Consider the following 25,338-nt stretch of genomic DNA (forward strand, 5'->3'; position numbering starts at 1 on the left):
GCGGTCTCCGGCGCGAACGTAGGGGGGCGTTTACCTTACGGCGGTTAGCAAATGCCCCAGCTTCTGTCTTGTTCTCCCCAAAGGGCCGCCATGCTCCGCGCCGCCACCCTCGCCCTCTGCCTCGTCGCCACGCCGGTCCTGGCCGCAAGCCCGCCTGAGCCGCCGCCGGCGATGGCGCACGAGCCGCTCTTCGCCGACATCGTCTCGCGCGCTAAGGCCCTGCATGCGCAGGTGGAGGCCGTGCGCGGCGGCGCGCCTCTCGGCGGCGACTTCAAGCGCCAGATCGGCGAACTCGCCGAACTCGACATGCAGGCCCATCGGACGCTGGCCGAGCGGGACCTCGACGGCGACCTGAAGTGCATCCTGCGCGGCATCGCCGAAGATCTGCCGGAGAAGCTGGCGGCGCTGGAGGCGGCGACCGACGCGAAGGGCCGCGACATGGCCCTGCGCGACATGGCCTACCTGCTGAAGGACAATGTCGAGGTGATCCTCGCTCCGCCTCAAGCGCCGGTCTAGGCTTCCGGCTTACTCCGCATACTTGACGCTGCAGCCGTAGGGCCGCGAGACCGGGGTCGCCACAGCACGGCCGGCCTTCAGGTCCGACAGGGCGGCCGTCACATAGTTCGTGGCGCCCTGGAGGCTGGCGGGATCGGCGCTCGGCTTGTCGTCGATGCCGCCCATGTAGACCAGCTTGCCCGAGCCATCGACCACGTACATGTGCGGCGTGGTGCGGGCGTCGTAGGCCTTGCCGACCTGGCCGGCGGGATCGAGCAGCAGGGCGCTGGAGCCGGCGCCGTGCTGAGCCTTCCATCCCTTGGCCTCGGTCTCGGAGAGATGGCCCTGCTTGCCCGGCGCCGACGACACCAGCGTCAGCCAGACCACGCCGTCCTTGGCGGCGTCCTTCTGCAGCTTCTGCATGGCGCCGGCCTTGTAGTGCTTCTGCACATAAGGGCAGCCGTCATTGGTCCATTCCAGGACCACGGTCTTGCCGGCGAATTCCGAGAGCGAGCGGGTGCGGCCGTCGGCGTCCTTGGCGGTGAAGGCCGGCGCGGACTGGCCGACAACGGGAGCCGCCGCGGCCGGCGCGGCGACCGCGAATGCGGCGAGGGCGGATATGGCAAGACGGCGGGAGGGAAGCATGGGGCGTTCCTTTCTCGGGGTCAGCTGGCGGTCGCGTCCTCAAGGGCCCTGATCACCAGGCCCTCGGTGAGCACCTGGGGAAGGATAACGGCCTCTCCCCCGCCGGGGCCATAAACAAGATAGAGAGGAACCCCGGCGCGGCCGTAGCGGGCAAGCTCGGCCTCGATAACGGCGTCCTTCCGGGTCCAGTCGGCCTTCAGATAGACAGCGCCGGTGCGGTCGAAAGCATCGGCGACGGCCTGGCGGGACAGGGCTATGCGCTCGTTCACCTGGCAGGTCACGCACCAGGCGGCGGTGAAATTGACGAAGACCGTCTTGCCTTCCGAACGCAGCGCGGCCACGCGTTCAGGGGAATAGGCCTCGTAAGGCACGGCGGCCGAGGCTGCGCCTGAATCGTCGGCGGCGTCGGCCGCATCGTAGGCGGGCCAGAGAACCGCGGCCGCGGCGGCGACGGCGAGCAGGCTTCCGGCGCCGGCGAGCGCCAGGGGGCGGCCGCCCGAGGCCCGGCGCCGCTGCGCCACGCCCAGCATCCAGACCGCCAGCGCCAGCACCACGGCGGCGACGAAGAGGCGTGCGAGCGCCATCGGCCCCGACTGGACGGTGAGCACCCAGGCGAGCCAGGCCGCGGCCCCGAACATCGGGAAGGCGAGAAGCGTCTTGAAGCCGGACATCCAGGGGCCGGGCCGGGGCAGGCGGGCCAGCAGGCGCGGCGCGAAGGCTGCGGCGGTGAACGGCAGGGCGAAGCCCAGACCCAGGGCCAGGAACACGGCCAGAGCCGCCGGCGCGCTTTGGGTGAGGGCCCAGCCGAGGGCGGGCGCCATGAGCGGCGCGGTGCAGGGGGCGGCCACCACCACGGCGAGCGCGCCGGTGAAGAAGGCGCCGGCAAGGCCGCTCCGGCCGGCCAGACCGGATCCGGCGCCCTGCAGCGAGGTCCCGACCTCGAAAACGCCGGCGAGGTTCAGCGCCACCACCAGCATCAAAAGGGAGAGGCCGGCCACCACCGGCGGCGACTGCAGCTGAAAGCCCCATCCCACCGCCTCGCCGCCGGCGCGCAGGGCGATCAGTCCCCCTGCCAGCAGGAGGAAGGTGGCGAGAACCCCGGCGAGAAAGGCCAGGCCCTGGCGACGCGCCGCCGCGGCCTCGTGGGCGTGGCCGGCGAGCGAGGCGGCCTTCATGGCCAGCACCGGAAAGACGCAGGGCATCAGATTGAGGATCAGCCCGCCCAGGAAGGCGAAGCCGGCAGCGGCGAGCAGGCCGAGCCCAGGCCCGCCCGCCCCGCCGGCGCGGGCCGGCGGCGGGCCGAGCCCAGCCGCGGCGGGCGGCAGCGGTCCCTGCGCGGCCGAGATCTCATAGGCGGCGTCGCCGACCTTCAGCACGCCGGCCAGTACGGTCGGCGCATCCGGCGCCTGGAAGGCGTAGCCAGGGGCGAGGGCGAGGGTCAGTCCCTCCGCCCCCCGCTCGATCGCCTGCGGCTTGGCGTGGTCGAGGACGGTGGTTTCGAAGGGAAAGAAATAGGCGTCGGCGAAATCGGCGCCCTTCAAGGGTTCGCCGACGACGGCCAGGCGAAGGGTCTCGCCCTCGCGCCCGAAAGCGGCGGTCAGGCCGGCCGGCCGCGGCGCCTGCGCCAGAGTGCGGGCCACCGCCTGGCCCCAGCGCGGGGCAGGTTCGGGCAGGCCGTCGCCGACAGGAAGGGCCAGGGCGAGTTGCGCCTCCTCTGGAATGCAGATCTCCTCGCAGACCAGGAAGGTGGCGTGGGCGCGGAGCGTCACGGTCTCGCCGACCTGAGCCGACGCCGGGATCGTGATCGGTACGGGCAGCAGCACCTCGCCGGAATAGCCGTAATTGACCAGCGGCCCGACCGGCTGCCGCTCGGGCGTCGGCCAGACGATCTCGCCGGCGCTCCAGCCTTCCGGCAGGGTCCACCGGACGCTGGTCGCCTCCCCGGAATCGCCGGGATTGCGCCAGTAGGTGTGCCAGCCCTTGTCGATCTTCTGGCGCACGGCGACATAGGTGGTGGCGCCGGGCGTGACGAACCGGTCGCGAGCGACGAGCTCGGCTTCGATGTGGCCGGTGTTGACGGCCTGGGCCGCCGCCGGCGCGGCGACGAGCAGGGCGAGCAACGACAGGGCTTGGGCGATCAGGCGCTTCATTCGTCCTTCCGACCTGAGACGGGTCCGACCTATATGGCCTGCCACGGCGGCTCGCGCAAAGCGACGCAGCGCCTCGGAGCCGCTCAGCCGCCCAACCAGCGCCGCGGCCGCTTCCAACCGAAGGCCTGCACCTGCCCGGGCTTCAGTCCCATGGACTTGACGATGGCGGGCGTCAGCTCCGCGATGGCGTGGACCGGCTCCAGCCCGCCCACTGGGCTTGCCGCCACCGGCCCAATGGAGAAGGCGTGGTCCACCGCCACCCACTCGGCCTTGGCGCGATCTTCCCACCCCACGGCGAAGTAGTGACGCAGGGGCGCGGGCTCGCCCGGAACCTCCACCATCACGCCGATCATCCAACCCGCCGCCACGCGCCTTCTTAGCCCCTCGACTTGTCGCGCGTCAGGTCCATGATCGGCGAATCGGCGTTTTCCATCTGGGGGAGTGCGTTTTCGTGCCTGCGTCGTTCGACGATATCGAGATGGGTCAGGTGGTCTCGCTGGGCGAGCACCCCGTGGAGCCCGAGGCGCTGGCCGCCTTCGTCGAGGCCTTCGCCCCGGGCTGGCCGCAGGAGCGCGGCGCGCCCGACGCCATGGTCTATGCGATCTGGTGCCGGCTGGATGCGGCCGCGGCGCTCGGCTGGCCTCAGACCAAGCGGCTGGGGGTCGACGCCCTGCGCTGGGCGCGCAACCCGCCGGCGGGCGAGACCCTGAGGGGCCGCATGACGGTGATGGGCAAGGACCCGGTGGGCGACGGCAAGGGCATCGTCATCGCCCAGCACGACCTGTTGGACGAGGCGGGCCGGCTGGTCTTCTCCTGCCTGACCCGCAGCGTGTTCGCGCGGTAGGGCGTAGCTGACATTTCCCTCCCCTGCGAAGCGGGGGAGGGAAAGAAGGCTCTTGCCGTCCTCAGGCGTTTGCGGCCTGGGGCTGGTTGGCCGAGCGGGCGAGCGCCAGGGCGACGAGGCGATCCCAGCCCACCAGCGAGGTGAGGTGGGCGTAGATCTGGGCGAGCGCGCCGTTGTCGCGCAGCTCGATGAACTTGTCGGTCGGCACCGCCTTCAGCTTCTCTTCCGAGACGGCGAAGTATTCGGCGATCACCTGAGGCTCGCCCTGGCTTCCGTCCGGGTTGGTGGGGGTGAAGGTCGCCTGGCGGGTCTCGAACAGGTCGAGGTCCTTGAGCAGCTGCACGAAGGCCAGGGTGCGCTGACGCTCGTTCTCGTAGTCGTTGCAGAAATTGATGCAGTTCTGCGTGTACTCGGTCGGCTTGCCCTCGGCGTCGAAGAACGGCATCTCGCCGCCTTCCACCACGAACTCCGCGGCGCGGTCGATGCACAGGATCATACGGCCCGCGGCCGAGTCGTTGGCGAAGACGAACGGATAGCGGCGGATATAGGCGGGCACGTAGACGCCCGGCTCGAACATGCCGTTGTCCTGCAGGAACATGTTCTGGCCGGCGTTCAGGCCCATCACCGCCAGCGGGACCTTGTCGTCGCCGACGAAGATGATCGGGCCGCAGACAGCGGCCAGGCCGAATTCGGCGACGGTCAGGGGCACGGCATGGCCTTCGCGGGCGAAGCCGAAGGGGCCGTCCATGCGCTTGACGCCCAGGTTCTTGTGCAGCTCGGGCGCGAGGGGTTCCGGCTTGGAATAGAACAGCACGCTGCCGGTGATCTGACCCATGCCTTGGTCGTTTGCGGTCGCCATGAAAAGCCTTCGAAGTCCTGGGCGCTGATGAGGGTGCGACGGGGCGTGCGAGCCGCCGTTGCGCGAAGTCCGGGCTTCTAGCCCATCGTAGCGAGGGCGGCAAACCTCCTCGCCTTCCGCTTGCCTAGCTTGTCGCGAGCCGCTTCAATCCGCCGCCATAGTCGACACGCTCAATAATGGCTGCTTTTCGGAGGAAACGATTTCATGCCGATCTATTATCCCGACATCCTCGACCAGAAGACCGCGCCGCGCACCTTCAGCTACGGCGACAAGGACGTGATGCTCTACGCGCTCGGCATCGGCATGGGCGCCGATCCGATGAACGCCGAGGAACTGCCCTTCGTCTATGAGAAGAACCTCAAGGTCGTGCCGACCGCCGCCACGGTGCTTGCCGCGGCCCTGCGCGGCCAGGCCGGCCCGGCGCCGGAAATGCCGGCCGGCCACCGGCCCAGCCAGATCAACTTCCTGATGGTGGTTCATGGGGAGCAGAAGGTGGAGCTGCACAAGCCCCTGCCCGCCTCCGGAACCTTCACCGCCCAGGGCCGAACGGTCGGCGCCTACGACAAGGGCAAGGACAAGGGCGCCGTCATCGTCAACGAGACCGTCTGGACCGACGAGAAGGGTGAGAAGGTCGCCACCCTGACCGGCTCCACCTTCGCCCGCGGCGACGGCGGTTTCGGCGGCCCTTCGGAAGGGGCGCCCGAACCGCACGTGGTCCCCACGCGCAGCCCGGACCTCTCGGTGGACTTCGCCACCCGGCCCGACCAGGCCCTGCTCTACCGGCTGAACGGCGACCGCAACCCGCTGCATTCCGATCCGGACGTGGCCAAGCGCGCCGGCTTCGAGCGGCCGATCCTCCACGGGCTCTGCACCTACGGCATCACCTGCCGGGCCGTGCTGCAGGCGATCACCGGCTTCGATCCCGACCAGATCTATTCGCACCAGGCCCGCTTCTCGGCGCCGGTCTTCCCGGGCGACACCGTCACGGTGGACCTGTGGAAGGACGGCAAGAACATCTCGTTCGAAGCCCGCGTGAAGGCCCGCAACGCCACTGTCATCAAGAACGGCCTGGCGGTCCTGCGGTAGGAAGTTCTGGGGCGTTCCCGTTCGTAGCGGAGCGGGAACGCCGTCTAGAGGGGCCCGCGCAGTCGGTTCACATGCCCCATCTTGCGGCCGGGCTTGGCCTCGCGCTTGCCGTAGAGGTGGACGCGGGTTTCCGGTTCGGCGGCGTATTTTGGCCAGGTCTCGACCTCCTCGCCGAGGAGGTTGAGCATCTCCACCTGGGCTCGCGCATGCGTGGGGCCGAGCGGCCAGCCGGCGACGGCGCGGATATGCTGCTCGAACTGGTCGACCTCGCAGCCGTCCTGGGTCCAGTGGCCGGTGTTGTGCACCCGGGGCGCGATCTCGTTCACGAGCAGCTTGCCGCCGGCCATCTCGAAGAGCTCGATCCCGATCACGCCCACATAGTCGAGCGCGTTCAGCACCCGCGCGGCGATGCGCTCGGCCTGGGCCGCCGTCTCGGGCGCCACGCGCGCCGGCGCCACGCTGCGGCGCAGGACCCCCTTTTCGTGGTGGTTTTCCGCCAGGGGATAGACCGCCACCGCCCCGTCGCGGCCACGGGCGGCGATCACCGAAAGCTCGCGAACGAAGTCGGCCGGAGCTTCGAGGATCACCGGGCGGCCGCCGAGCGCTTCGAAAACGGCGGGGGCGTCGGCGGCGTGCTCCACCCAGCGCTGCCCCTTGCCGTCATAGCCTTCGCGCCGGGTCTTCATCAGGCAAGGCGCGCCGAGCTTCAAGGCGGCCGCGGCGGCGGCTTCAGGCGTGTCGGCGGGCTCGAAGGCCACGGTGGGGGCGCCGGCCTCGTTCAGAAACCGCTTCTCGGCGGCCCGATCCTGGGCCACGGCGAGCGCCAGGGCGCCCGGCGCCACTTCGACGCCGAGGCCTACGAGCCGCTCGACGGCGACGGCGGGCACGTTCTCGAACTCGTATGTGACCACCGGGCACAGCTCGGCCAGGGCCTTCAGCGCCTTCGGATCGTCATAGGCGCCGACGATGCAATGGGCGGCGACCCGCGCCGCCGGAGAGTCCGCCTCGGGCTCCAGGATCGCCACGTCGAAGCCGAGCCTGGCCGCGGCCTGGGCCAGCATGCGGCCGAGCTGCCCGCCGCCGAGGATCCCGAGGGTGGAGCCCGGCGGCAGCGGAAACCTGGCGGTCGCGCTCAAGCGTCTTCCACCGTCTCGGCCACGCTTTCGGTCTGGCGGGCGCGGTGGCGGGCCAGTCGCTCGGCGAGCGCGGGGTCGGAAAGGGCGAGAATCTGAGCGGCCAGGAGGCCTGCGTTGCGGGCGCCGGCCTCGCCGATGGCCAGCGTCCCCACCGGCACGCCGGCGGGCATCTGGGCGATGGAGAGCAGGCTGTCCATGCCTTTCAGCGCCTTGGATTCGATCGGCACGCCGAGAACCGGGAGCTCGGTCATGGAGGCGGTCATGCCCGGCAGATGGGCGGCCCCGCCGGCGCCGGCGATGATCACCTTGACGCCGCGCTCGCGGGCCGTGCGGGCGAAATCGTACATCCGCTGCGGCGTGCGGTGGGCGGAGACCACCTTGGCCTCGTAAGCCACGCCCAGGGCCTCCAGGCTCTCGGCCGCCCCTTTCATCGTCGGCCAGTCGGAGCGGCTGCCCATGATGATGGCGACCGGCGCGGAGGTGGCGCTCATGTTCGGTAAGGCCCCGTTCGGAAAGGCGCGGAGTATAGGCGCCGGCTTTGCGCCCGCAACCGAGGACGGCTAGATTCTTAACGCTGTCGGCCAGACGCCGATTCGAGACCCCGCGAGGGCCCATGAAGATCACCGGCGCGCGCCCCGAATTCTTCTCGGCGATCCGCAAACGCGCCCTGACCCGCGCGGCGGCCGCGCAGGTCCCGGGCGGCGCGCCGGCCGACGCCACCGCGTTCCTGGGCCTTTCGGAAGCCGACCTCACGCCCGCCGTGCAGGGGGCGCTGAAGACCCTGCTGGCCGAGATCGACGACCTGCGCGCCGAAGTCGGCCGGCTGAAGGGGCGGCTTTCGGAGGCCGAGGGCCTGGCCGACCGCGACGCCTTGACCCCGCTCCTCAACCGGCGGGCCTTCGTGCGGGAACTGTCGCGGGTGCGCACCTTCGGCCAACGCTACGGCGGTCGAGCCAGCATCGTCTATTTCGATATCGACGGCTTCAAGGCGGTCAACGACCGCTACGGTCACGCCGCCGGCGACGCGGCCCTGGTCGCCGTGGCCGAACGGCTTCTGTCGCAGGTGCGCGAGAGCGACGTGGTGGCGCGGATGGGCGGCGACGAGTTCGCGGTGATCCTGGTCCAGGCCGATGCGGCCGTCGCCGAAGCCAAGGCCGAAGCCCTGGCCGCTGCGATCGAGCGGGCGCCGATCCGGTTCGGGGAATGGAGCGCGCCGCTGCACGTCTCCCACGGCGTGCGGGAAGTCTCCGCCGAACTCGAGCCCGAGGCCCTGATCGCCGAGGCCGACGCGGCGATGTTCGCCCGCAAGCGCGCGCGGCGGATCGCCGTGCGGACGGCGCTTCCCTGACGCGCGCGTCAAGCCGCTAGAATGGCTCCTCCATACGGGAGGGAAAGCCATGATCGGCTACGTCACCATCGGCAGCAACGACCTTGAAAAGGCCAAGGCCTTCTACGACGCCGTCCTGGCGCCGCTGGGCGCGGCGCGCGGCTTCGATCTGGGGCGGATGCAGCTCTACAACGCCGGCGGCGGCCCGGCGCTCGCCGTCTGCACCCCCTATGACGAGCAGGACGCGCAGCCCGGCAACGGGACCATGGTCGCCCTGCAGGCGCCCTCCCATGAGGTGATCGGCGAGGTGCACGCTGCGGCGCTCGCCAACGGCGGGACATGCGAAGGCCCGCCCGGACCGCGCGGCGTGCCCGGCTTCTACGGCGCCTATTTCCGCGATCTGGACGGCAACAAGCTCTGCGTCTTCAAGATGGGCTGAGGCCGCCGCCTCAGGCGATGATGTCGGGCAGCAGGGAATCCTTCAGCCGCTCGATCTCGTCCTTGAGCGCCAGCTTCTTCCGTTTCAGCCGGGCGATGACCATCATGTCCGGCAAGGGCGCCAGGGCGAGCGCCTGGACGGCGGCGTCGAGGTCGGAATGCTCCTGGGCGAGCTGGTTGAGCCTGGCTCGGATCGCCGCCTCGTCCGTATCCTGCGGCCCTAGATCGTTCATGCGGCTTCAGCCCTACGCGCCCAACGGCCGAAGAATGCGCGCGCTTAGGGCCGGCGTCTAGCTCAAGGCGGCGGCGAGGCGGGCCAGGCCGGCGGCCGGCGGTGGATCGCCCCAGGCCTCCGCGGCGGCGGTCAGGGCGGCGAGCGGCGGCGCCCGCCCGCCCGGCCCCGAGACCAGCGCTTCGAGCGCCTCCAGCAGCACCCTCTCGGCCTGGAGCTCGACCACCTTGACCTGTTCGCGCAGGGTCAGGCGGGCCGCAGCGTCGATGGGCGGCAGGTCGGACTTCAGGGCGCGGCGGGTCCGCCGGAGCGGTTGCAGGGCGGCCGTTTCCCAGGACCGCGCCGCCCGCGCGCCTTTCGTCAGGTCCTGTGGCGTCGCGCCGCCGGCCCAAACCGCCCAGAGCAGATAGGCGACGCTCTGGCCGTGCTCGTCCTGCAATGAAAGCGCCGCCTCGGCGACGCCCGGCCGCGCATACGCCTCGACCGCCCAATCCCAGAGCCGCACCGGCTCAGTCGCCCCCGGAGAGGGGGCCGATGTCGCGGCCCCAGCGGCGCACCGGCTTCCACGAAAGGCCGAAGAGGTCGAGGGCGCGGCCCACCGACTGGTCGACCATCTCCTCCAGGGTGGCCGGTTTGGCGTAGAAGGCCGGCAGGGGCGGGGCGATCACCGCTCCCATTTCGGCCAGGCGCACCATGGTGCGCAGGTGGCCCAGGTGCAGGGGCGTCTCGCGCACCATCAGCACCAGCGGACGGCGCTCCTTGAGGGTTACGTCGGCGGCGCGGGTGAGCAGCGAGGAGGTCACGCCGGTGGCGATCTCGCTCATGGTGCGAACCGAACAGGGGGCGACGATCATGCCCAGCGTCGGGAAGGATCCCGAAGCCACGGACGCCCCCACGTCGCCCGGCCGATGCGCCACCTCGGCCTTGGCGTGGACGTCGGCGACGGAGAGATCGGTCTCCTGGGAAAGCGTCAGGGCCGCGGCCCGGGAGAGGATCAGGTGGCTCTCCACGCCCAGCTCGCGGCAGGCGTCCAGCACCCGCAGGCCATAGGCGATCCCGCTCGCGCCCGAGACGCCAACCACCAGCCGCGCCCGCTCCTCAACGCCCATCCCTTAGGTCCCCTCGCCCGATTTCAAGGCGCCGGATCTTAATCCGGGTCTGCAAACATATGTGATCTGACACGTCAGGCCAGCGGGTGTTCACTCTGGCCGTTGGTTCAATCAAGGAGACGAAGCGACATGGCCGTTGATGCCCGGATCCGTGAACTTGGATCTCGTCACCAGAACCTCGAGCGAATGATTCAGGAAGAGGTGAGCCGACCGGTCGCAGACGACGTCAAGCTGAAGGAACTGAAGCGAAAGAAGCTCAAGCTCAAGGAAGAGATGGAGGCCCTGCGCGCGCAAGCCGCGCACTAGGCTCCCCCTCTCCGTCCGGCGCCGCGAAGGCGGAGGCCGGACGCCAGGCGGCCCTGAACGACGTCCTCACCTGGTCCCGGGGACGGTCGGCGGGGTCGTCTGAGCTGGCTGAAGGGGAGCCGCCGAAAGCCGGAGCTCCCCTCGGACGTGGCCTTCAGACCGCGTCGTCTTCATCCTCTTCCTGATAGGCGAAGTCGGCGGCGGGCTGCTCGTCGTCCTCCGGCAACAGGCCGGTCTCCGAGGCGGGCGCCAGGGTCGGGCCTTCCGGTTCGACGACGCCGCGCTTGGCGTCGTCCTTGGCCTTCTTGTCCGCGGCCTTCCGGACCACCGCATCCAGCTCGAGCTGGGTGGCGAGGCCCAGCGTCACCGGATCCACCGGCTTGATGTTCGCCGAGTTCCAGTGGGTGCGGTTGCGCACCTGTTCGATGGTCGCCTTGGTGGTGCCGAGCAGGCGGGCGATCTGGCTGTCGGGCACTTCCGGGTGGTTGCGGATGAACCAGGCGATGGCGTCGGGACGGTCCTGGCGGCGCGAGACGGGCGTGTAGCGGGGCGCCTTCTTCACCGGCTTGAGCAGTTCGGCGTGGCGGCTCTTCTGCGCCTTCATCCGGTACTTGGGGTCCGACTGGGCCTGGTCCAGCTCCTCGCGCGAGAGCTGGCCGTTGGCGATCGGGTCGGCGCCGCGGATGTCGCGCGCCACCTCGCCGTCGGCGATGCCCTTCACCTCGAGCGGGTGCAGGCCGCAGAAATCGGCGATCTGATCGAAGGTGAGCGAGGTGTTGTCGACCAGCCAGACAGCGGTCGCCTTCGGCATCAGGATCTCGGTCATGGGCTTTTCCAAAAATGACGGCGCCCGGCCTTTCGGCCGGGCGGTGCGTAGTTCGCAGACTGTCATATAGGCCGGATCGCAGCGCAAGAAAACGACATTCGCTGCGGCGGAACCTCGCCGCCCGCGCGCGGTTTCCCCTGCGAAGCTTGAGGAGGAAGCCCATGGAACGGCATCTGCGGCGCCGGGAGCCGGACCGCTACGAGCGCGGCTATGACGACCGCTACGATTATCGGCGGCGCGATCACGACCTGCGCGACTTCGGCCAGGCCGACTACAGCGAGGACTATGGCTACGACCCGGACACCCGCACCGGCTATCGCCGGGACGAACGCGGCGCGCTCGACGACGATTACGGCCAGGCCGATTTCGGGCGCGACTACGCCTACGATCCCGAACGGCGCGAAGGCTATCGCCGCGACGCCCGCGACCTCGACCGTCGCTATGACGAGCCGCGCAGCTTCGAGCGGCGGGAGAGCGAGCGCGACCGGCGGCGGAGGTCGGAGGACCGAGTGATCTGGGCGGTGGTCAGCGAGCGCCTGGACCGGGCCCGGGGCCTGGACGCTTCGGATATCGAGGTGCGCGTGGAAGACGGCGTGGTGTTCCTCGACGGCATGGCCCGCAACCGCCGCGAAAAGCGCCGCGCTGAAGACCTGGCCGAAGTGGAGGGCGTCCGGGACGTGGTCAACGGCTTGCGGCTGCGCCGGCATTCGGGCTGGCGGCTCGGCTTCTGACCGGAGGTCGCGACGCGGTCAGCCCCTCCAGCACCTCGGCGTCCTTCGGAGCGGCCGCCTCGATATCGTTGTCGAAATAGGCGTAGACGTCGCATCCCTTGCGCCGCCAGCCGGCGATGGCCGCGGCCCACCGCTCCAGCTCCGCCCGCGGATAACGTCCGTAGTAACGGCCGCCGGGGCCGTGGCCGCGCACATAGACGAAGGCGGCGGTGGTCTCCCACGGCGCTGGTGCATGATGGTGATCGGAGATGCAGAGCGCCACGTCATGCTCGGCGAGCAGATCGAAGACCGGCTTCTCGTACCAGGACGGGTGACGGAACTCGACGGTATGGCGCTTGCCCTTGGGCAGGAGCTTCAGGAAAGCCGCCAGACGCTCGTCGTTGCGCCGAAGCTGAGGCGGCAGCTGGATCAGCGAAGGTCCCTCTGTCTCACCGAGCCCCGCCATCCGACCATAGACCAGGGCGACGGAGTCCGCGCAGTCGATCAGCTTCCTGTTGTGGGTGATATAGCGGCTGACCTTCCAGGCGTAGACGAAGCCCTCGGGCGCCTGGTCCCTCCAGCGGGCGACCGCGGTCTCGCTGGGCAGGCGATAGAAGCTGCCATTGATCTCGGTCGTATCGAACTTGGAGGCGTAGAAGGCGAAGCGATCCTTGGCCTTCACCTCTCTCGGATAGAAGTCGCCGACCCAGGCCTTGTAGACCCAGCCGGAGCATCCGATGCGCAGTTCGGCCACGGGGCGCCTCGCTTTTTGACAGCCGACTCCAAAAGTCGTGCGTCACACAGGCGTTCCCTTGTGACTTCCGGGAAACGTGGCAAACTCGTCAAAACAAGAAAAACAAGCAGTCCCATGGGAGGGGGACAGGATGAGGCAGGTGCTCTGCGCCGGGCTCGGCGCCGCATTTCTGGGGGCTTGCGCCAGCACCCCCGCCCAGCTGGCGATGGTTTCGCCGCCAACACCGCAAGCCGATTTCAGCGCCTGGTCCTGCCGGCAGCTCGCCGCGGAGATCGAGCTGACCCGCAAGGCCTATTGGCGGGCCGCCGGCGCGCAGCGGCCGCCCGTCGCCGGCGAGCCCATGGCCAGCCTCTACGCACCCATCGCCTACACCCGCGCCGCCCCGAGCGCCGCCCCGAAGATGCGGGCGCGGCTGGAAGAGCTGGAGCGCGCCTCCCGCGCCAAGCGCTGCGCCTCCAGCGGACCGAAGAGCGCCACGGCCTGAGGTTTCGACGATGGTGAAGCTCGACCATCTGAGCCTCGCCGTCAGCGACTGGAAAGCGTCCCGCGACTGGTACGTGCGCCACCTCGGCTTTTCGGTGGAGTTCGAGGTTCCTGAAGGCGGCGCGACCGGCCTGGGCGTCGTGGCGCTGCAGGACGATACGGGCCTCACCGTCTTCCTCGAGGAGCGGCGCGAGGCGATCCTTAGCGGCCAATCCTCCTACACTCTGCAGGTGGACGACGTGGATGCCCTGTACGCGCGCCTCGCCGCCGCCGGCCTGGCTTTCGTGGAGCCGCCCTCCAAGCTGTTCTGGGGTTACGGCGCCGTCCTCGTCGATCCGGACGGCCACCGCCTGCACCTCTACGACGAAGCCTCGATGGCGGCGAAGGGGTGAGGTGGACCCTGGGCGGGGCTTATGTGGTCAAAATCCACCCTGTCGCCGTGGTCAGATCGACGCCGACCAGGACGGCGCGGTCGCCGTTTCCAAGGTCCACGATAGTGTCGCCGCCCTCGAAGCGAACCGTGTAGCTCGCGCCGCCTTCAATCCGGAGGCGGTCGCCTTCGGCCAGGGAGAAATCGAGAATCCGATCAAGGCCGGCGCCCACGAATATGCCGAACGTGTCGGCGCCGGAGCCGCCGACTAGGGTGTCGTCGCCGCGATCGCCCCAGATCAGGTCGTCGCCTGCGCCGCCGCTGACGCTGTCATTGTCCTGACCGCCTCGAACCCAGTCGTCGCCGTCACCCCCAAGGACCGTGTCCGCTCCAAGATTGCCGTAGACCACGTCGTTTCCGGCGTCGCCGGAGAGATGGTCGTCGTCCCTGCCGCCGACCACCCAATCGTTCCCTGGGCCGCCCGAGAGACTGTCGTTCCCGGCATTGCCCTGCAGGTAGTCGAACTCGGCGCCGCCCAGCAGGGTGTCGGCGCCCTCGCCGCCGGCGACCATCTCCCTCGCGCGGCCCAGACGGCCGTCATAGAGGTCGTTTTCCGATCCGAGGTCGACAGCGCCGTTGATCGTGCCAGCGTTGACGAGGATGTCGTTGTCCGCTCCGAGTAGGATCCGGCCGTTGATCGTGCCGTGGTTCTCGACCTGTTGGACCTGATTGAAGGCGGAATTGTAAGGCTGCGTGTTCGACCGGATAGCGTCGTCGGCCGTGATGGTCCCGCGATTGACGATCTGCAGAGGCCCTGAGCCTCCGCCCGATGAAGAGATGCCGTAGGAGGCGGCGCCGGGCTGTGCGTGGGTGGCCGCGATCAGGCCGTCGTTCTCGATCCGTACGTCGTTCCGGAGGAGTTGCAGCGCGGTAGCGGACCCAGCCCCGGTAACATGCACCAGAATACTTCCGGAATTCTGGACCATTCCTCCGCCGTCCAGGTGAAGGGCCGTGGCGGAGTTCCCCGCCTCCACAAGTATCCTGCCGCTGTTCACGACCGGGGGACTCCAGAACCAGACTCCTGCGGCCTCCTTGGCGGCGCGTACGACAAAGTCTCCGGTGTTGACGAAGCCCGGCGATCCAGCCCCCGACAGCCCGGTGGCGTAACCCACGGTCTGCTCAAGCAGGATCGACCCGTGATTCTCCACGCTAGGCTTCGAGGCGGCGCCGCTGGTGTTGACGTGCACCAGTTGGACTTCGGGTTCGAACCCATAGCTGGAGACGAACCGGATTTCTCCGTGGTTGATCAGCGTCGAGGACGGCGAGCCAGGCGCCGGCGCCTGAAACTCATAGGCTATGGAGCTCTCGGTATTGATGTTCCGCGTGAAGGTGACAACCTCCCCGCGCTGAACGACGACCGTGCTGGTGAACGACGCCATGGCGATCCTGCGAGATGCGGGAGTCTCGGCCCCCAAGCATCCACGCAAGCACAGGTTGCGCGCGCACAGTCAAGCTCGAAGGCGGCGCTCCGACCTAGTCGAACGCCCGTCGCCCCACGATCTTCAGGCCGTAACCGCCGGAGCCCGGCAGGATGGTCTTGGATGAAGTGAGCAGCACCATGTCGCGGACGCCGAGGTCGAGCAGGATCTGCGCGCCGATGCCGTAGTCGCGCAGGATGTTGGCCCCGTGGTCGGTCTCCGGCGAGCCGTAGCGTTCCGAAAGCCAGGCGGGGTTGGAATCGCGGATGAACACCGCCACGCCCGCGCCCTCGTATTCGGAAATCGCCTTCATCGCCCGCGGCACATATTCCCGCCGCTGCTCGTCGTGCCCCAGCATGTCGGCGGCGAAGTCGACGCGGTGCATGCGCACCAGGGTCGGCTTGTCCGGATCGATCTTGCCCTTGGTGAGGACCACGTGTTCGGTGCGGTCCAGCACGTTGCGGTAGATCACCATCCGGAAGCGGCCGCCATAGACGCTGTCGAACGGCGTCTCGAGCACCCGCTCCACCTGACGCTCGGTACGGCGGCGATAGGCGATCAGGTCGGCGATGGTGCCGATCTTCAGCCCGTGCAGCTGGGCGAAGGCGACGAGGTCCGGCAGACGAGCCATGCTCCCGTCGTCCTTCATGATCTCGCAGATCACGCCGGCGGGGTTCAGGCCGGCCATGCGGCTGATGTCGACGGCGGCCTCGGTGTGGCCGGCGCGGACCAGGACGCCGCCGTCCTTGGCCACCAGCGGGAAGATATGTCCGGGCGAGACGATGTCGTCCGGGCCCTTGGTCGGATCGACGGCCACGGCGATGGTGTGCGAGCGGTCGTGGGCGGAAATGCCGGTGGTGACGCCTTCCTTGGCCTCGATCGAGACGGTGAAGGCCGTGCCCATGCCCTCGCGGTTCTCCGCCGCCATCGGCGGCAGGCGTAGCTGCCGCGCCCGCTCGGCGGTGATGGACAGGCAGATCAGGCCACGGGCGTGCTTGGCCATGAAGTTGATCTGTTCGGGGGTGGCGAACTGGGCCGGGATGATGACGTCGCCCTCGTTCTCCCGGTCCTCGGCGTCGACGAGGATGTAGGGGCGGCCGTTGCGGGCGTCCTCGATGATGTCTTCGATGGGCGAGATCGCCGAGGCGTCGCTCTCCGGCGCGCCGCCGCCGCCTTCGGAGGAGGTGCCATTCTGGACGAGATAGGGGCGCTTCATGTGCGAGCCTTCATCTGGGCGAAGTCGAGAACCTGTTCGCCGACGGTGGAGAGCTGCCAGGCGTCCTTGGCCTCGATGCAGGCGCCTTCGGCGTCGAACAGGTTGGTCGTGGCGTTGAGGGCCGCGCCGAACGGCGTCGGCCAACCCCGCATGGCATGTATGATCGAGCGCAGGGCGATCAAAGTGGTGCCGGCGGCCTGCCAGCCGTCGGCGGTGACGATGCAGCCCACGGCGCGGTCGGTGAAATAGGGACGGCTGTCCTCGCGCAGGACCTCGAGGGAGTCGAGGGCGTTCTTGATTACTCCGGAAAGCGAGCCGTGATAGCCGGGCGTGGCGACGATCAGACCGTCGGCCGCGCGCACCGCCGCCGCCAGCTCCGCCTGCTCAGGCGTCGGCCCGCCGTCAGCAGGATTGTAGATCGGCAGCCGAGCCAGGAAGTCGCCGCCCAGCAGCCGCGTGCGCCCGCCCTTGGCCTCGACCGCACGCAGGGCGACCTGCAGCGCCCGCTCGGTGGTGGAGCCGGGTCGCGCGGTTCCGCCAAGACCCAGGATCATGGGCGCGGGCGGCGTCATTCGGCGAACACCTTCTTGAGCTCGGTCTTGACGATCTTGCCGTTGGCGTTGCGCGGCAGGGTCTCGGGCCAGAAGACGATCTTCACCGGCGCCTTGAAGGCGGCGAGCCGCTCGCGGACGAAAGCGCGAAGTTCGTCCTCGCTCGCCGTTCCGCCCGGTTTCAGATGCACCACCGCCGCCGGCTCCTCGCCCAGGGTCTTGTGCGGAACGCCCACCAGCGCCGCGTCCATCACGTCCGGGTGGTCGTAGAGCACGTTCTCGACCTCGACGCAGTAGATGTTCTCCCCGCCCCGGATCAGCATGTCCTTGGCCCGGTCGATGATGAAGAGGAAGCCCTCCTCGTCGATGCGCGCCAGGTCGCCGGTACGAAGCCAGCCCTCGACGAAGGTCTCGGCGGTCGCCTCCGGCTTGTTCCAGTAGCCCTTCACCACCTGCGGGCCCTTGACCCACAGCTCGCCCACCGCGCCCACAGGCAGCACGGTCTTGCCGTCGGCGGGATCGCGGATCTGCATCTCGCCCACCGGCGCGGCGGGGCCGGCGGAATCGGGGCGCGCCTCGTAATCCTTGCCCAGATGCGAGGTGAAGGTGGCGGTGGTCTCGGTCATGCCCCAGCCGTTGCCCGGCTGGGAGGCGGGGAAGACCTCGACGATCTTGCGCACCAGCTCGGGCGCCGAGGGCGCGCCGCCGTAGGAGACCGCCTGCAAGGAGGACAGGTCGTACTTCGCCCGCGCCGGATGTTCGATCAGCTGCCAGGCGATGGTCGGGACGCCGCCGGTGGCGTTCACCTTCTCGCGCTCGATGAGCCGCATGGCCTGCTCGGCCTCCCAGCGGTGCATGAGGACGATCTTGCCGCCGGCGTTCAGGGTCGGCGAGAGGGTCGCCGACAGGCCCGTGGCGTGGAACATCGGCACCACCAGCAGGGTGACACGCTGGGGCAGCTTGTGCGGGTCGCTCTCGGGCAGGGGCTGTCCGGCGCGCACGAAGTTCCGCGCCGCCGAGATGCCGCTGGCCATGATGTTCGACGTCATGTTGCGGTGGGTGCCCAGCGCGCCCTTCGGCTTCCCCGTGGTGCCGGAGGTGTAGAGGATGGTGGCGTCGTCCTCCGGCTCCAGGGCCACGTCCGGCAAGGGCAGATCCGCAAGCTCGCCCCAGGAGTTCACCGGGCCGACGATCTCCTCCAGCTTGCGGACGCGGCCGTCGCCCCGGGCCGTACCGAGGCGCGAGACGTAGATCCGTTGCAGGTCGGGCAGGTTCGTCAGGTGGTCGGCCAGGCGCTCCAGCCGCTCGTCGTCGACGATGGCGACCTTGGCGCCGGAATCGGCCAGGCCGTATTCCAGCTCCGCCCCGGTCCACCAGGCGTTCAGGGGGGTGACGATGGCGCCGGCCAGGATCCCGGCCCAGAAGGCGACAGGCCATTCCGGCAGGTTGCGCATGATGACGGCGACGCGGTCGCCTTTCCGCACCCCGTCGGCCTGGAGTTGGTGCGCGAGCGTGATCGTCGCCCGGGCGAAGGCTTCGAAGGTGGCGCGGTCGTCCTCGTAGACCAGGAATTCCCGGTCCTTGAAGCTGCGGCCGTTCAGGAAGATGTCGCGCAGGGTCGGCGGCGCGTTCTTCCAGACGCGGGTCGGAACCCCGCGGATGACCTTCTCATCCATTTCGAACCGGGAGCCGGGGGCGGTGAGCCGGGCGTGGGCTTCGGCCACGGTCATGACGGGCCAGGCGGTCGCGGGCGGGGAGAGGGTCGAAACGTCGGACATGGGCGCTCTGAAATGGCGAGGTTCAAAATGTAGGAAAGGCGGCTCCTGCAAAGGAGCCGCCCCACCCTAGCGTCTTACGGCATAGAAGGAAGCTTCGCGCCTCAGGCGTCGGCCTTCTCCCGATCCGCCCGCAGCTTGGCGTAGCCTTCCTTCAGCTCGTCCAGCTCCTTGGCGTAGCGTTCCTGGGCCGCCTCGCGCAGCTTGGGGATGTGGTAGCTGGGGAAGAGGTCGTTGTCGGGCCGGTAGTCCTTCAGCACCTGCTTGGCCACCGTCACCTTGTGCACCTCGGTCGGACCGTCGGCGATGCCCATGACCAGCGAGGAGGTGACCATGTGCATGAACGGCATCTCGTTGGAGACACCCAGCGCCCCGTGCAGGTGCGCGGCCTTGGTGGCGATGTCGTTATAGACCTTGGGCATCATCACCTTGATGGCGGCGATGTCCTTGCGGACCATGTTGTAGTCCTTGTGCTTGTCGATCAGCCAGGCGGTGCGCAGCACCATCAGCCGGAAGCTTTCCAGGGCGATCCAGCTGTCGGCGATGTCGGCCTGCACCATCTGCAGATCGGCCAGCTTGCCGTCCCGCGTGGTGCGCGAGACCGCCCGGCGGCACATCAGGTCGAGCGCGTTCTTGCAGGCCCCCACCGTGCGCATGGCGTGGTGCACCCGCCCGCCGCCCAGGCGAACCTGGGCGATGACGAAGGCCGCCCCGCGATCGCCCAGCAGGGCTTCAGGCCCCACACGGACGTTGTTGTAGCGGACATAGCCCTCGGTCCCGCCGCCGATCTCGCCGCCGCCGCCGACGGCGACGTTGCGGATGATCTCGACCCCGGGCGTGTCGGTCGGCACCAGGAAGATCGAGGTCCGGCGGTAGGGGTCCTTGGCGTCCGGGTCGGTCACCGCATAGACCACGAGAAGCTTGGAATAGCGGGCGTTGGTGGAGAACCACTTCTCGCCGTTGATGATCCAGTCGTCGCCGTCCTTCACCGCGCGGGTCTTGAAGGTCAGCGGATCGGAGCCGCCGGTGGGTTCGGACATGGAGAAGGCCGAGCGGATCTCGCCGTTCAGCAGCGGCCACAGCCAGCGTTCCTTCTGAGCCTCAGTGCCGTAGTGGGCGATGATCTCGGCGTTGCCGGTGTCGGGCGCCTGGCAGCCGAACACGGTGGGCGCGAGGCTGTTGCGGCCCAGCTTCTCGTTCATGAGGCCGAGCTTGAGCTGCCCATAGCCCTGACCGCCGAGTTCCGGCCCCAGGTGGCAGGCCCACAGCCCCTGCGCCTTCACCTTTTCCTGCAGCGGCTTGATGAACTTCTCGCGGCCCAGCGGCCCGTGCGCGGCCATGCCCAGGTGCGAGAGCGGCTCGACCTCCTCGCGCATGAACTCCTCGATCCAGTCGAGCTTCTTCTGGAATTCCGGATCGGTCTCAAAATCCCAAGCCATCTGGGCCTCCCGAATATGCCCGTTCGACGGGCGAATTTTCAAAAAGACGGTATGTTTCGGTGCGCTGGGCGGTCGAAATCCCCGACAGTATCAAACGCTTGTTTGGCGGGCGCAACCGGCGGGGGCCCGCGCGTCGAAAGTTTTTCTACGATCTGCCCTGGCGGCGGGCCGCCGCCTCCGCGGCTTCGGTCTCTTCGGCCACGGCCGGCGGCGACAGCCCGGTGTCGGGGGCGGGGCCGTGGGGCACGCCGGCGATCAGCCGGGCCTTCCGCCAGTTCCCCCAGCGATAATAGCCGGCCGCCAGGACGAGCGAGGCCATGGAGCCGAGCGGGAAACTCCACCAGATAGCCTCCGCGCCCATAGCCGGCTCCAGGAGCTTCACGAAGGGGATCCGCACGAACCACATGGCGATCAGGAGGCCCAGCAGCGGCGGCCAGACCGCGCCGGTGGCGCGGATCACCCCATTCAGCACGAAGGCGATCCCGAACGGGATGAAACCCCAGAGCACGAAGGCGTTGATGTGCATGGCGATGGGCGCTGAGGCGCTGCCCGGCGGCAGGAACAGCATCAGGACCCAAGGTTCGACCAGATAGATCAACCCCACGGGGACAGCGGTCATCACGGCGGCGATCAGCGCGCCTTGGGCCGCCACCTTGTCCACCCGCTCCATCTTGCCGGCACCGACGTTCTGGGCGGCCATGGACGAGACGGCGGCGCCCAAGGCCATGGCCGGCATCTGGACATAGGTCCAGAGCTGGATCGCCGCGCCGTAGCCGGCGGCCACGTCCGTGCCGTAAGCGTTGACGAAGGAGATCATCACCACGGCCGCGCCGGAGATGACCAGCATCTGCAGGGCCATGGGAAAACCCTTGGTCATCAGGGTCCCGATGATGGCGAGCTGCGGCCGGAAAAGGCCCCAGTCCTCGCGATGCAGGGCCAGCACGGACCTGGAGCGGTAGAGGTGCACGACCATGGCCGCCAGGGTCAGGGTCTGGCTGACCAGGGTGGCTGTCGCCGAGCCCGCGATCCCCATGCGCGGGAAGGGACCCACGCCGGCGATCAGCAGCGGGTTCAGGGTGACGTCCAGGCCGACGGCGAAGAGGGCGAACCAGAATGGCGTGCGCGAGTCGCCGGCCCCCCGCTGCGCCATCATGACGAAGGAGAAGAAGTACATGAACGGCATGGCCAGGAAGATCACCCGCAGATAGGCGATCGCGTCCCGGGTGGCGTCCGGCGGAGTCTGCATGGCCGCGAGGATCGAGGGCGTCAGATGCCAGCCCGCGATTCCCACCCCGAGGGAGAGGACCAGGAAGAAGCTGGTGGAAGAGCCCATCACCCGCTTGACCATGGCAAGGTCGCGGGCGCCCACCGCCTGGGAGATCAGGAGGTTCGCGGCCATGGAGATGCCGAACACGGCCCCCAGCATCAGGAAGAAGATGTTGTTGGCGTTGACCGTGGCGGTCAGGGCCGCCTCGCCGAGCAGCTGGCTGACCCAGATGGCGTTCGCGGTCCCATTGAGGGAGTGGAGGATGTTCGAACCCAGGACCGGCAGGGTGAAGAGAACCAGCGTTCGGGTGATGGGGCCCTCGGTCAGGTCCCGCATTCCCCCCGGCCCAGCCGGCCGCCCGGCCGAAGCACCCTGCGAACTCGACGCCACCGCGAACATCCCCCTCTTGGTTTCTTGGTGACAGCGGCCGCCGCGGCTCGCAAGCGGCAAGTCCTGCCTTGTTTGAGCCATGGCCTTGGTTTTGCTACAGCCCGCCCACGACTGCGGGATGTCCCGCGCGCACTCAACGTCTTAGAAGGACCGCATGAAACTCCTGATCACCGGCGGCGCCGGCTTCATCGGATCGGCGGTGGTGCGGCGCGCCGTCGCCGACGGTCACGAGGTGGTGAACCTCGACGCCCTCACCTATTCGGCGAACCTCGACAATGTGGCGAGCGTCGCGAAGTCCCCGCTTTACGCCTTCGAGGAAGCCGACATCTGCGACGCCGAGCGCATGCAGGCGATCTTCGCCAAGCACAGGCCCGATGCGGTGATGCACCTCGCCGCCGAGAGCCATAACGACCGGGCCATCGACGGACCGCTGGCCTTCGTGCGCTCGAACGTGATGGGTACGGCCGTGCTGCTGGAGGCGGCCCGCGCGCACTGGAACACCCTGCCGCCGGAGAAGAAGCAGGCCTTCCGCTTCCATCACGTCTCCACCGACGAGGTGTTCGGGGCGCTGGGCGAAGACGGCGCCTTCACCGAAGAGACGCCCTACGATCCCAATTCGCCTTATTCGGCCTCCAAGGCCGGCTCCGACCACCTCGTGCGAGCCTGGGGCCGCACCTTCGGCCTGCCGGTGGTGATCACCAACTGCGCCAACAATTACGGGCCGTTCCAGTTTCCCGAGAAGCTGATCCCGACCGTCGTCGTCCGCGCCATGGAGGGCAAGACGATCCCCGTCTATGGCGACGGCCGCCAGGTTCGCGACTGGCTGCACGTGGACGACCACGCCGAGGCCCTGCTGCTGGTGCTCCAGAGGGGCCGGCTGAACGAAACCTACTGCGTCGGCGGCGACTCCACCCGGCGCAATCTGGAAATCGTGGAGATCCTCTGCGCGGCGCTCGACAAGTATGCGCCGGCCAATACGCCCCATGCGGAGAAGATCGCCTTCGTCGCCGACCGGCCGGGCCACGACTTCCGCTATTCCATCGACGCCTCCAAGCTGAAGGCGGAGCTCGGCTGGGAGCCGAGGACGTCTCTGGCCGAGGGCCTGGAAGAGACCGTGCGCTGGTATGTGGAGAACCGCGACTGGTGGCAGGCGATCCGCGAGCGCGGCTTCCATTCCGAGCGCCTGGGCCTGGCCGCCGCCTCATGATCCGTATTCTGCAGTTCGGGGCGAGCGGCCAGCTCGCCCGCGAGATGCTCGACCGCCAGGACGAGACGGTGCAGGTCCTCCCGCTGTCGAGAGCCGAGGTCGACCTGACCGACGCCGATGCGATCGCGCGCGCCATCGAGACCGCCGAGGGCATCGACCTCGTGCTCAACGCCGCAGCCTACACCGCCGTGGACAAGGCCGAGAGCGAGCCGGAGCTCGCCTTCGCCGTCAACGCCCGTGCGCCGGAGGCGATGGCCACGGCTTGTGCGGCCCGGGGTCTGCCCCTGATCCACATCTCCACCGACATGGTCTTCGACGGGGAGAAGGCCGGGCCCTATCTGGAGACCGACGCGCCCAACCCGCTGCATGTCTATGGCCGCTCCAAGCTGGCGGGCGAGGAGGCCGTGCTGGCGCACTGCCCGCGCGCCCTGGTGGCGCGCGTTTCCTGGCTATTCTCCGCCTACGGACAAAACTTCCTGCAGGCCATGCTGCGGCTGGCGGACAGCCAGCCGGTGCTGAAGGTGGTAGCCGACCAGCGGGCGCGGCCCACGGCTTCGGGCGACGTCGCCGCCTTCCTGCTGAGCCAGGCCCGGCGCCTGGCCGCGGCGCCTGCCGGCGCCGCCGACTGGGGCCTGCTGCACCTGGTCAATGAAGGCGAGGCCAGCCGCTACGACATGGCCAAGGCGATCTTCGCCCACGCCTGGAAGGACCGGCCGCCGCCGGTGATCGAGCCGGTCCCCACCAGCGCCTTTCCCACCCCGGCCAAGCGCGCCCTCAACGCCGTACTGGACTCCGGAAGAATGAAGGCCGTGTTCGGCCTGCAACTGCGCCCCTGGGACGAGGCGCTGGAAGACGTCCTGGATCAAATGGCGCAGGCCAAGGTGAGCGTATGAGAAAAGGTATCGTTCTGGCCGGCGGCTCGGGCACGCGGCTGCATCCGCTGACTCTCGCCACGTCGAAGCAGCTGCTGCCGATCTACGACAAGCCGATGATCTATTATCCGCTGTCGGTGCTGCTGCTGGCGGGCGTTCGCGAAATCCTGATCATCACCACGCCGGAGGACCAGGCGGGCTTCAAGCGCCTGTTGGGGGACGGCTCGCACCTGGGCGTCCGGTTCGAGTACGTCGTGCAGCCCAGCCCCGACGGCCTGGCCCAGGCCTACATCCTCGGCGAGGAGTTCGTCGCCGGCGACCCGAGCGTGATGGTGCTGGGCGACAACATCTTCTTCGGCCAGAACTTCTCGAAGATGCTGCGCTCGGCGGACGCGCGCGAGCGCGGCGCCACCGTCTTCGGCTATCCCGTGCAGGATCCCGAACGCTACGGCGTCGTCGAGCTGGGCGAGGGCGGGAAGGTGCTGGGTATCGAAGAGAAGCCGACCCAGCCGAAATCCAATTACGCCGTCACCGGGCTCTATTTCTACGACGGCCGCGCCAGCGAGTTCGCCAAGACGCTCAAGCCCTCGGCCCGAGGCGAACTGGAGATCACTGCGCTCAACCAGGTCTATCTGGACGCGGGCGAGCTTTCGGTCGAGCTGCTCGGCCGCGGCTTCGCCTGGCTCGACACCGGCACTCACGACAGCCTGATCCAGGCCGGCGAGCTGGTGCGCACCATCGAGCAGCGCCAGGGCCTGAGGATCGGCTGCCTGGAGGAGATCGCCTACCAGATGGGGCTGATCGACGCCGCCCAGTTGGACGATCTCGGCAAGGCGCTCGCCAAGAGCGAATACGGCCGCTACCTGCGCCAGCTCGCAGAACGTCCGCCGGAAATCCCGGGCGAGTAGGATGGTGGCGCTGCGCCGCGCCGGCGCAGCCGACCTGCCGGCGCTGAACGCATTGATGCACGCTTCGAGCGCCTATGACGGCGCCTATCGGGCCATGCTGGACGGCTATGCCGTCACCGAGGCGCAGGTCGCCCGCGATCATGTGGTCCTGGCCGAGGAAGGCGGCGCGGTGCTGGGCTTCTACAGCCTGATCGTGGAGGGCGAGCCGGAGCTCGACCTGATGTTCGTGTCCGACGCGGCCCAAGGCCGCGGCCTGGGCGAGCGCCTGTTCGAGGACATGCGGGCGACGGCCCGCCGCCTCGGCTCCCCGTCGGTGAAGATCGTCTCCCATCCGCCGGCCGAGGGCTTCTACCGGCGCATGGGCGCGCAGGTCGTGGGGGCGACCGAGCCCGCCGGCGCCGTGACCTGGGCGCGGCCGATCCTGCGCCTGCCGCTCTGAAGCCTCTTGGCGCCGCCGTCCCGTGG

General features: G+C 69.0%; 30 protein-coding genes. 13 read left to right on the top strand and 17 right to left on the bottom strand.

All coding sequences use genetic code 11. The annotated features are described in order from the left end of the window. Positions 1 to 90 precede the first annotated feature (90 nt). Complete coding sequence (locus ACK41C_RS04000; RefSeq protein ID WP_409650723.1) at positions 91 to 516, top strand: hypothetical protein; 426 nt, start codon at positions 91 to 93, stop codon at positions 514 to 516. A gap of 9 nt (positions 517 to 525) precedes the next feature. Here the strand turns inward: ACK41C_RS04000 and ACK41C_RS04005 are convergent, their stop codons facing one another. The 3 genes from ACK41C_RS04005 to ACK41C_RS04015 all read right to left on the bottom strand — a co-directional run bounded on the left by ACK41C_RS04005 (position 526) and on the right by ACK41C_RS04015 (position 3,643). Continuing rightward, positions 526 to 1,140, bottom strand: coding sequence for a thioredoxin family protein (locus tag ACK41C_RS04005; RefSeq protein WP_409650725.1), 615 nt, complete (start codon positions 1,138 to 1,140; stop codon positions 526 to 528). Positions 1,141 to 1,160: 20 nt separating this feature from the next. Further along, positions 1,161 to 3,290 carry a protein-disulfide reductase DsbD family protein gene (locus tag ACK41C_RS04010; RefSeq protein WP_409650727.1) on the bottom strand — a complete coding sequence of 710 codons (2,130 nt, stop codon included), beginning with the start codon at positions 3,288 to 3,290 and terminating at the stop codon, positions 1,161 to 1,163. A gap of 83 nt (positions 3,291 to 3,373) precedes the next feature. Beyond that, on the bottom strand, positions 3,374 to 3,643 hold the full coding sequence (locus tag ACK41C_RS04015) for a hypothetical protein (RefSeq protein ID WP_409650728.1): 270 nt from the start codon (positions 3,641 to 3,643) through the stop codon (positions 3,374 to 3,376). A 98-nt stretch (positions 3,644 to 3,741) separates the two neighbouring features. Between ACK41C_RS04015 and ACK41C_RS04020 the strand changes: the two genes are divergently transcribed. Continuing rightward, positions 3,742 to 4,134 (top strand): acyl dehydratase, encoded by a 393-nt coding sequence (locus ACK41C_RS04020; RefSeq protein WP_409650730.1) that lies wholly within the window; start codon positions 3,742 to 3,744, stop codon positions 4,132 to 4,134. A 61-nt stretch (positions 4,135 to 4,195) separates the two neighbouring features. Here ACK41C_RS04020 and ACK41C_RS04025 read toward each other — a convergent pair whose 3' ends face one another. After that, positions 4,196 to 4,993, bottom strand: coding sequence for a SapC family protein (locus tag ACK41C_RS04025; RefSeq protein WP_409650732.1), 798 nt, complete (start codon positions 4,991 to 4,993; stop codon positions 4,196 to 4,198). Positions 4,994 to 5,197: 204 nt separating this feature from the next. Between ACK41C_RS04025 and ACK41C_RS04030 the strand changes: the two genes are divergently transcribed. Next, positions 5,198 to 6,079: a MaoC/PaaZ C-terminal domain-containing protein gene (locus ACK41C_RS04030; RefSeq protein ID WP_409650734.1), complete on the top strand. Its 882-nt coding sequence runs from the start codon at positions 5,198 to 5,200 to the stop codon at positions 6,077 to 6,079. 44 nt (positions 6,080 to 6,123) lie between these two features. On the opposite strand, the gene ACK41C_RS04035 is transcribed toward ACK41C_RS04030, so the two are convergent. Both ACK41C_RS04035 and purE read right to left on the bottom strand, forming a co-directional pair. Further along, on the bottom strand, positions 6,124 to 7,215 hold the full coding sequence (locus ACK41C_RS04035; protein WP_409650736.1) for a 5-(carboxyamino)imidazole ribonucleotide synthase: 1,092 nt from the start codon (positions 7,213 to 7,215) through the stop codon (positions 6,124 to 6,126). Continuing rightward, the gene (gene purE / locus ACK41C_RS04040) at positions 7,212 to 7,706 is read right to left on the bottom strand and encodes a 5-(carboxyamino)imidazole ribonucleotide mutase (RefSeq protein ID WP_409650738.1); all 495 of its coding nucleotides are present in this window, start codon (positions 7,704 to 7,706) and stop codon (positions 7,212 to 7,214) included. The genes ACK41C_RS04035 and purE overlap by 4 nt, the downstream gene beginning before the upstream one ends. Before the next feature lie 122 nt (positions 7,707 to 7,828). On the opposite strand from purE, the gene ACK41C_RS04045 reads away from it, so the two are divergent. Together ACK41C_RS04045 and ACK41C_RS04050 are read left to right on the top strand one after the other, a co-directional pair. After that, positions 7,829 to 8,563, top strand: a complete 735-nt coding sequence (locus ACK41C_RS04045) for a GGDEF domain-containing protein (protein WP_409650740.1) — start codon at positions 7,829 to 7,831, stop codon at positions 8,561 to 8,563. 49 nt (positions 8,564 to 8,612) lie between these two features. Beyond that, on the top strand, positions 8,613 to 8,981 hold the full coding sequence (locus tag ACK41C_RS04050; RefSeq protein ID WP_409650742.1) for a VOC family protein: 369 nt from the start codon (positions 8,613 to 8,615) through the stop codon (positions 8,979 to 8,981). Between the two features lie 10 nt (positions 8,982 to 8,991). On the opposite strand, the gene ACK41C_RS04055 is transcribed toward ACK41C_RS04050, so the two are convergent. The 3 genes from ACK41C_RS04055 to ACK41C_RS04065 are packed head-to-tail and all read right to left on the bottom strand — an operon-like array spanning position 8,992 to position 10,321. Then, positions 8,992 to 9,213, bottom strand: a complete 222-nt coding sequence (locus ACK41C_RS04055) for a YdcH family protein (RefSeq protein WP_409650744.1) — start codon at positions 9,211 to 9,213, stop codon at positions 8,992 to 8,994. Positions 9,214 to 9,270: 57 nt separating this feature from the next. Beyond that, a complete protein-coding gene (locus ACK41C_RS04060) occupies positions 9,271 to 9,717 on the bottom strand; it encodes a TIGR02444 family protein (RefSeq protein ID WP_409650746.1) in 447 nt (148 codons plus the stop codon). A 4-nt stretch (positions 9,718 to 9,721) separates the two neighbouring features. Beyond that, positions 9,722 to 10,321: a UbiX family flavin prenyltransferase gene (locus ACK41C_RS04065; RefSeq protein WP_409650748.1), complete on the bottom strand. Its 600-nt coding sequence runs from the start codon at positions 10,319 to 10,321 to the stop codon at positions 9,722 to 9,724. 129 nt (positions 10,322 to 10,450) lie between these two features. Between ACK41C_RS04065 and ACK41C_RS04070 the strand changes: the two genes are divergently transcribed. Beyond that, positions 10,451 to 10,627, top strand: coding sequence for a DUF465 domain-containing protein (locus tag ACK41C_RS04070; protein ID WP_409650749.1), 177 nt, complete (start codon positions 10,451 to 10,453; stop codon positions 10,625 to 10,627). 154 nt (positions 10,628 to 10,781) lie between these two features. Here ACK41C_RS04070 and ACK41C_RS04075 read toward each other — a convergent pair whose 3' ends face one another. After that, entirely contained in the window at positions 10,782 to 11,453 is a 672-nt protein-coding gene (locus ACK41C_RS04075; protein ID WP_409650751.1) for a DUF1013 domain-containing protein, read from the bottom strand. A 161-nt stretch (positions 11,454 to 11,614) separates the two neighbouring features. Between ACK41C_RS04075 and ACK41C_RS04080 the strand changes: the two genes are divergently transcribed. Then, positions 11,615 to 12,184 carry a BON domain-containing protein gene (locus ACK41C_RS04080; protein ID WP_409650753.1) on the top strand — a complete coding sequence of 190 codons (570 nt, stop codon included), beginning with the start codon at positions 11,615 to 11,617 and terminating at the stop codon, positions 12,182 to 12,184. On the opposite strand, the gene ACK41C_RS04085 is transcribed toward ACK41C_RS04080, so the two are convergent. Continuing rightward, complete coding sequence (locus tag ACK41C_RS04085; protein WP_409650755.1) at positions 12,135 to 12,917, bottom strand: DUF72 domain-containing protein; 783 nt, start codon at positions 12,915 to 12,917, stop codon at positions 12,135 to 12,137. The two genes, ACK41C_RS04080 and ACK41C_RS04085, sit on opposite strands and share 50 nt — an antisense overlap. Before the next feature lie 130 nt (positions 12,918 to 13,047). On the opposite strand from ACK41C_RS04085, the gene ACK41C_RS04090 reads away from it, so the two are divergent. Further along, entirely contained in the window at positions 13,048 to 13,401 is a 354-nt protein-coding gene (locus ACK41C_RS04090) for a hypothetical protein (RefSeq protein ID WP_409650756.1), read from the top strand. Positions 13,402 to 13,411: 10 nt separating this feature from the next. Further along, the gene (locus tag ACK41C_RS04095) at positions 13,412 to 13,792 is read left to right on the top strand and encodes a VOC family protein (protein ID WP_409650758.1); all 381 of its coding nucleotides are present in this window, start codon (positions 13,412 to 13,414) and stop codon (positions 13,790 to 13,792) included. A gap of 19 nt (positions 13,793 to 13,811) precedes the next feature. On the opposite strand, the gene ACK41C_RS04100 is transcribed toward ACK41C_RS04095, so the two are convergent. From ACK41C_RS04100 to ACK41C_RS04125, 6 genes are all read right to left on the bottom strand, one after another. Further along, positions 13,812 to 15,209, bottom strand: coding sequence for a calcium-binding protein (locus ACK41C_RS04100; protein ID WP_409650760.1), 1,398 nt, complete (start codon positions 15,207 to 15,209; stop codon positions 13,812 to 13,814). 94 nt (positions 15,210 to 15,303) lie between these two features. After that, positions 15,304 to 16,464 (bottom strand): 3,4-dihydroxy-2-butanone-4-phosphate synthase, encoded by a 1,161-nt coding sequence (ribB, locus tag ACK41C_RS04105; protein WP_409650762.1) that lies wholly within the window; start codon positions 16,462 to 16,464, stop codon positions 15,304 to 15,306. Further along, entirely contained in the window at positions 16,461 to 17,036 is a 576-nt protein-coding gene (locus ACK41C_RS04110; protein ID WP_409650764.1) for an NADPH-dependent FMN reductase, read from the bottom strand. The genes ribB and ACK41C_RS04110 overlap by 4 nt, the downstream gene beginning before the upstream one ends. Further along, the gene (locus ACK41C_RS04115; RefSeq protein ID WP_409650766.1) at positions 17,033 to 18,793 is read right to left on the bottom strand and encodes a class I adenylate-forming enzyme family protein; all 1,761 of its coding nucleotides are present in this window, start codon (positions 18,791 to 18,793) and stop codon (positions 17,033 to 17,035) included. Before ACK41C_RS04115 ends, ACK41C_RS04110 begins: the two co-directional genes overlap by 4 nt. Positions 18,794 to 18,894: 101 nt before the next feature. Then, entirely contained in the window at positions 18,895 to 20,229 is a 1,335-nt protein-coding gene (locus ACK41C_RS04120; RefSeq protein ID WP_409650768.1) for an acyl-CoA dehydrogenase family protein, read from the bottom strand. Positions 20,230 to 20,374: 145 nt separating this feature from the next. Further along, on the bottom strand, positions 20,375 to 21,832 hold the full coding sequence (locus tag ACK41C_RS04125) for an MATE family efflux transporter (RefSeq protein WP_409650770.1): 1,458 nt from the start codon (positions 21,830 to 21,832) through the stop codon (positions 20,375 to 20,377). 208 nt (positions 21,833 to 22,040) lie between these two features. Here ACK41C_RS04125 and rfbB point away from each other — a divergent pair, with 208 nt between their 5' ends. Genes rfbB through ACK41C_RS04145 form a run of 4 tightly spaced genes read left to right on the top strand, consistent with a single transcriptional unit; the run spans position 22,041 to position 25,312 of the window. Beyond that, a complete protein-coding gene (gene rfbB / locus ACK41C_RS04130) occupies positions 22,041 to 23,093 on the top strand; it encodes a dTDP-glucose 4,6-dehydratase (protein WP_409650772.1) in 1,053 nt (350 codons plus the stop codon). Continuing rightward, positions 23,090 to 23,986 carry a dTDP-4-dehydrorhamnose reductase gene (gene rfbD, locus ACK41C_RS04135; RefSeq protein ID WP_409650774.1) on the top strand — a complete coding sequence of 299 codons (897 nt, stop codon included), beginning with the start codon at positions 23,090 to 23,092 and terminating at the stop codon, positions 23,984 to 23,986. Before rfbB ends, rfbD begins: the two co-directional genes overlap by 4 nt. Beyond that, a complete protein-coding gene (gene rfbA, locus ACK41C_RS04140; RefSeq protein WP_409650776.1) occupies positions 23,983 to 24,873 on the top strand; it encodes a glucose-1-phosphate thymidylyltransferase RfbA in 891 nt (296 codons plus the stop codon). The genes rfbD and rfbA overlap by 4 nt, the downstream gene beginning before the upstream one ends. Position 24,874: 1 nt before the next feature. Then, entirely contained in the window at positions 24,875 to 25,312 is a 438-nt protein-coding gene (locus ACK41C_RS04145; protein ID WP_409650778.1) for a GNAT family N-acetyltransferase, read from the top strand. Positions 25,313 to 25,338 lie beyond the last annotated feature (26 nt).

This window comes from Phenylobacterium sp., from assembly GCF_046290725.1.
Taxonomy (GTDB): Bacteria; Pseudomonadota; Alphaproteobacteria; order Caulobacterales; family Caulobacteraceae; genus Phenylobacterium.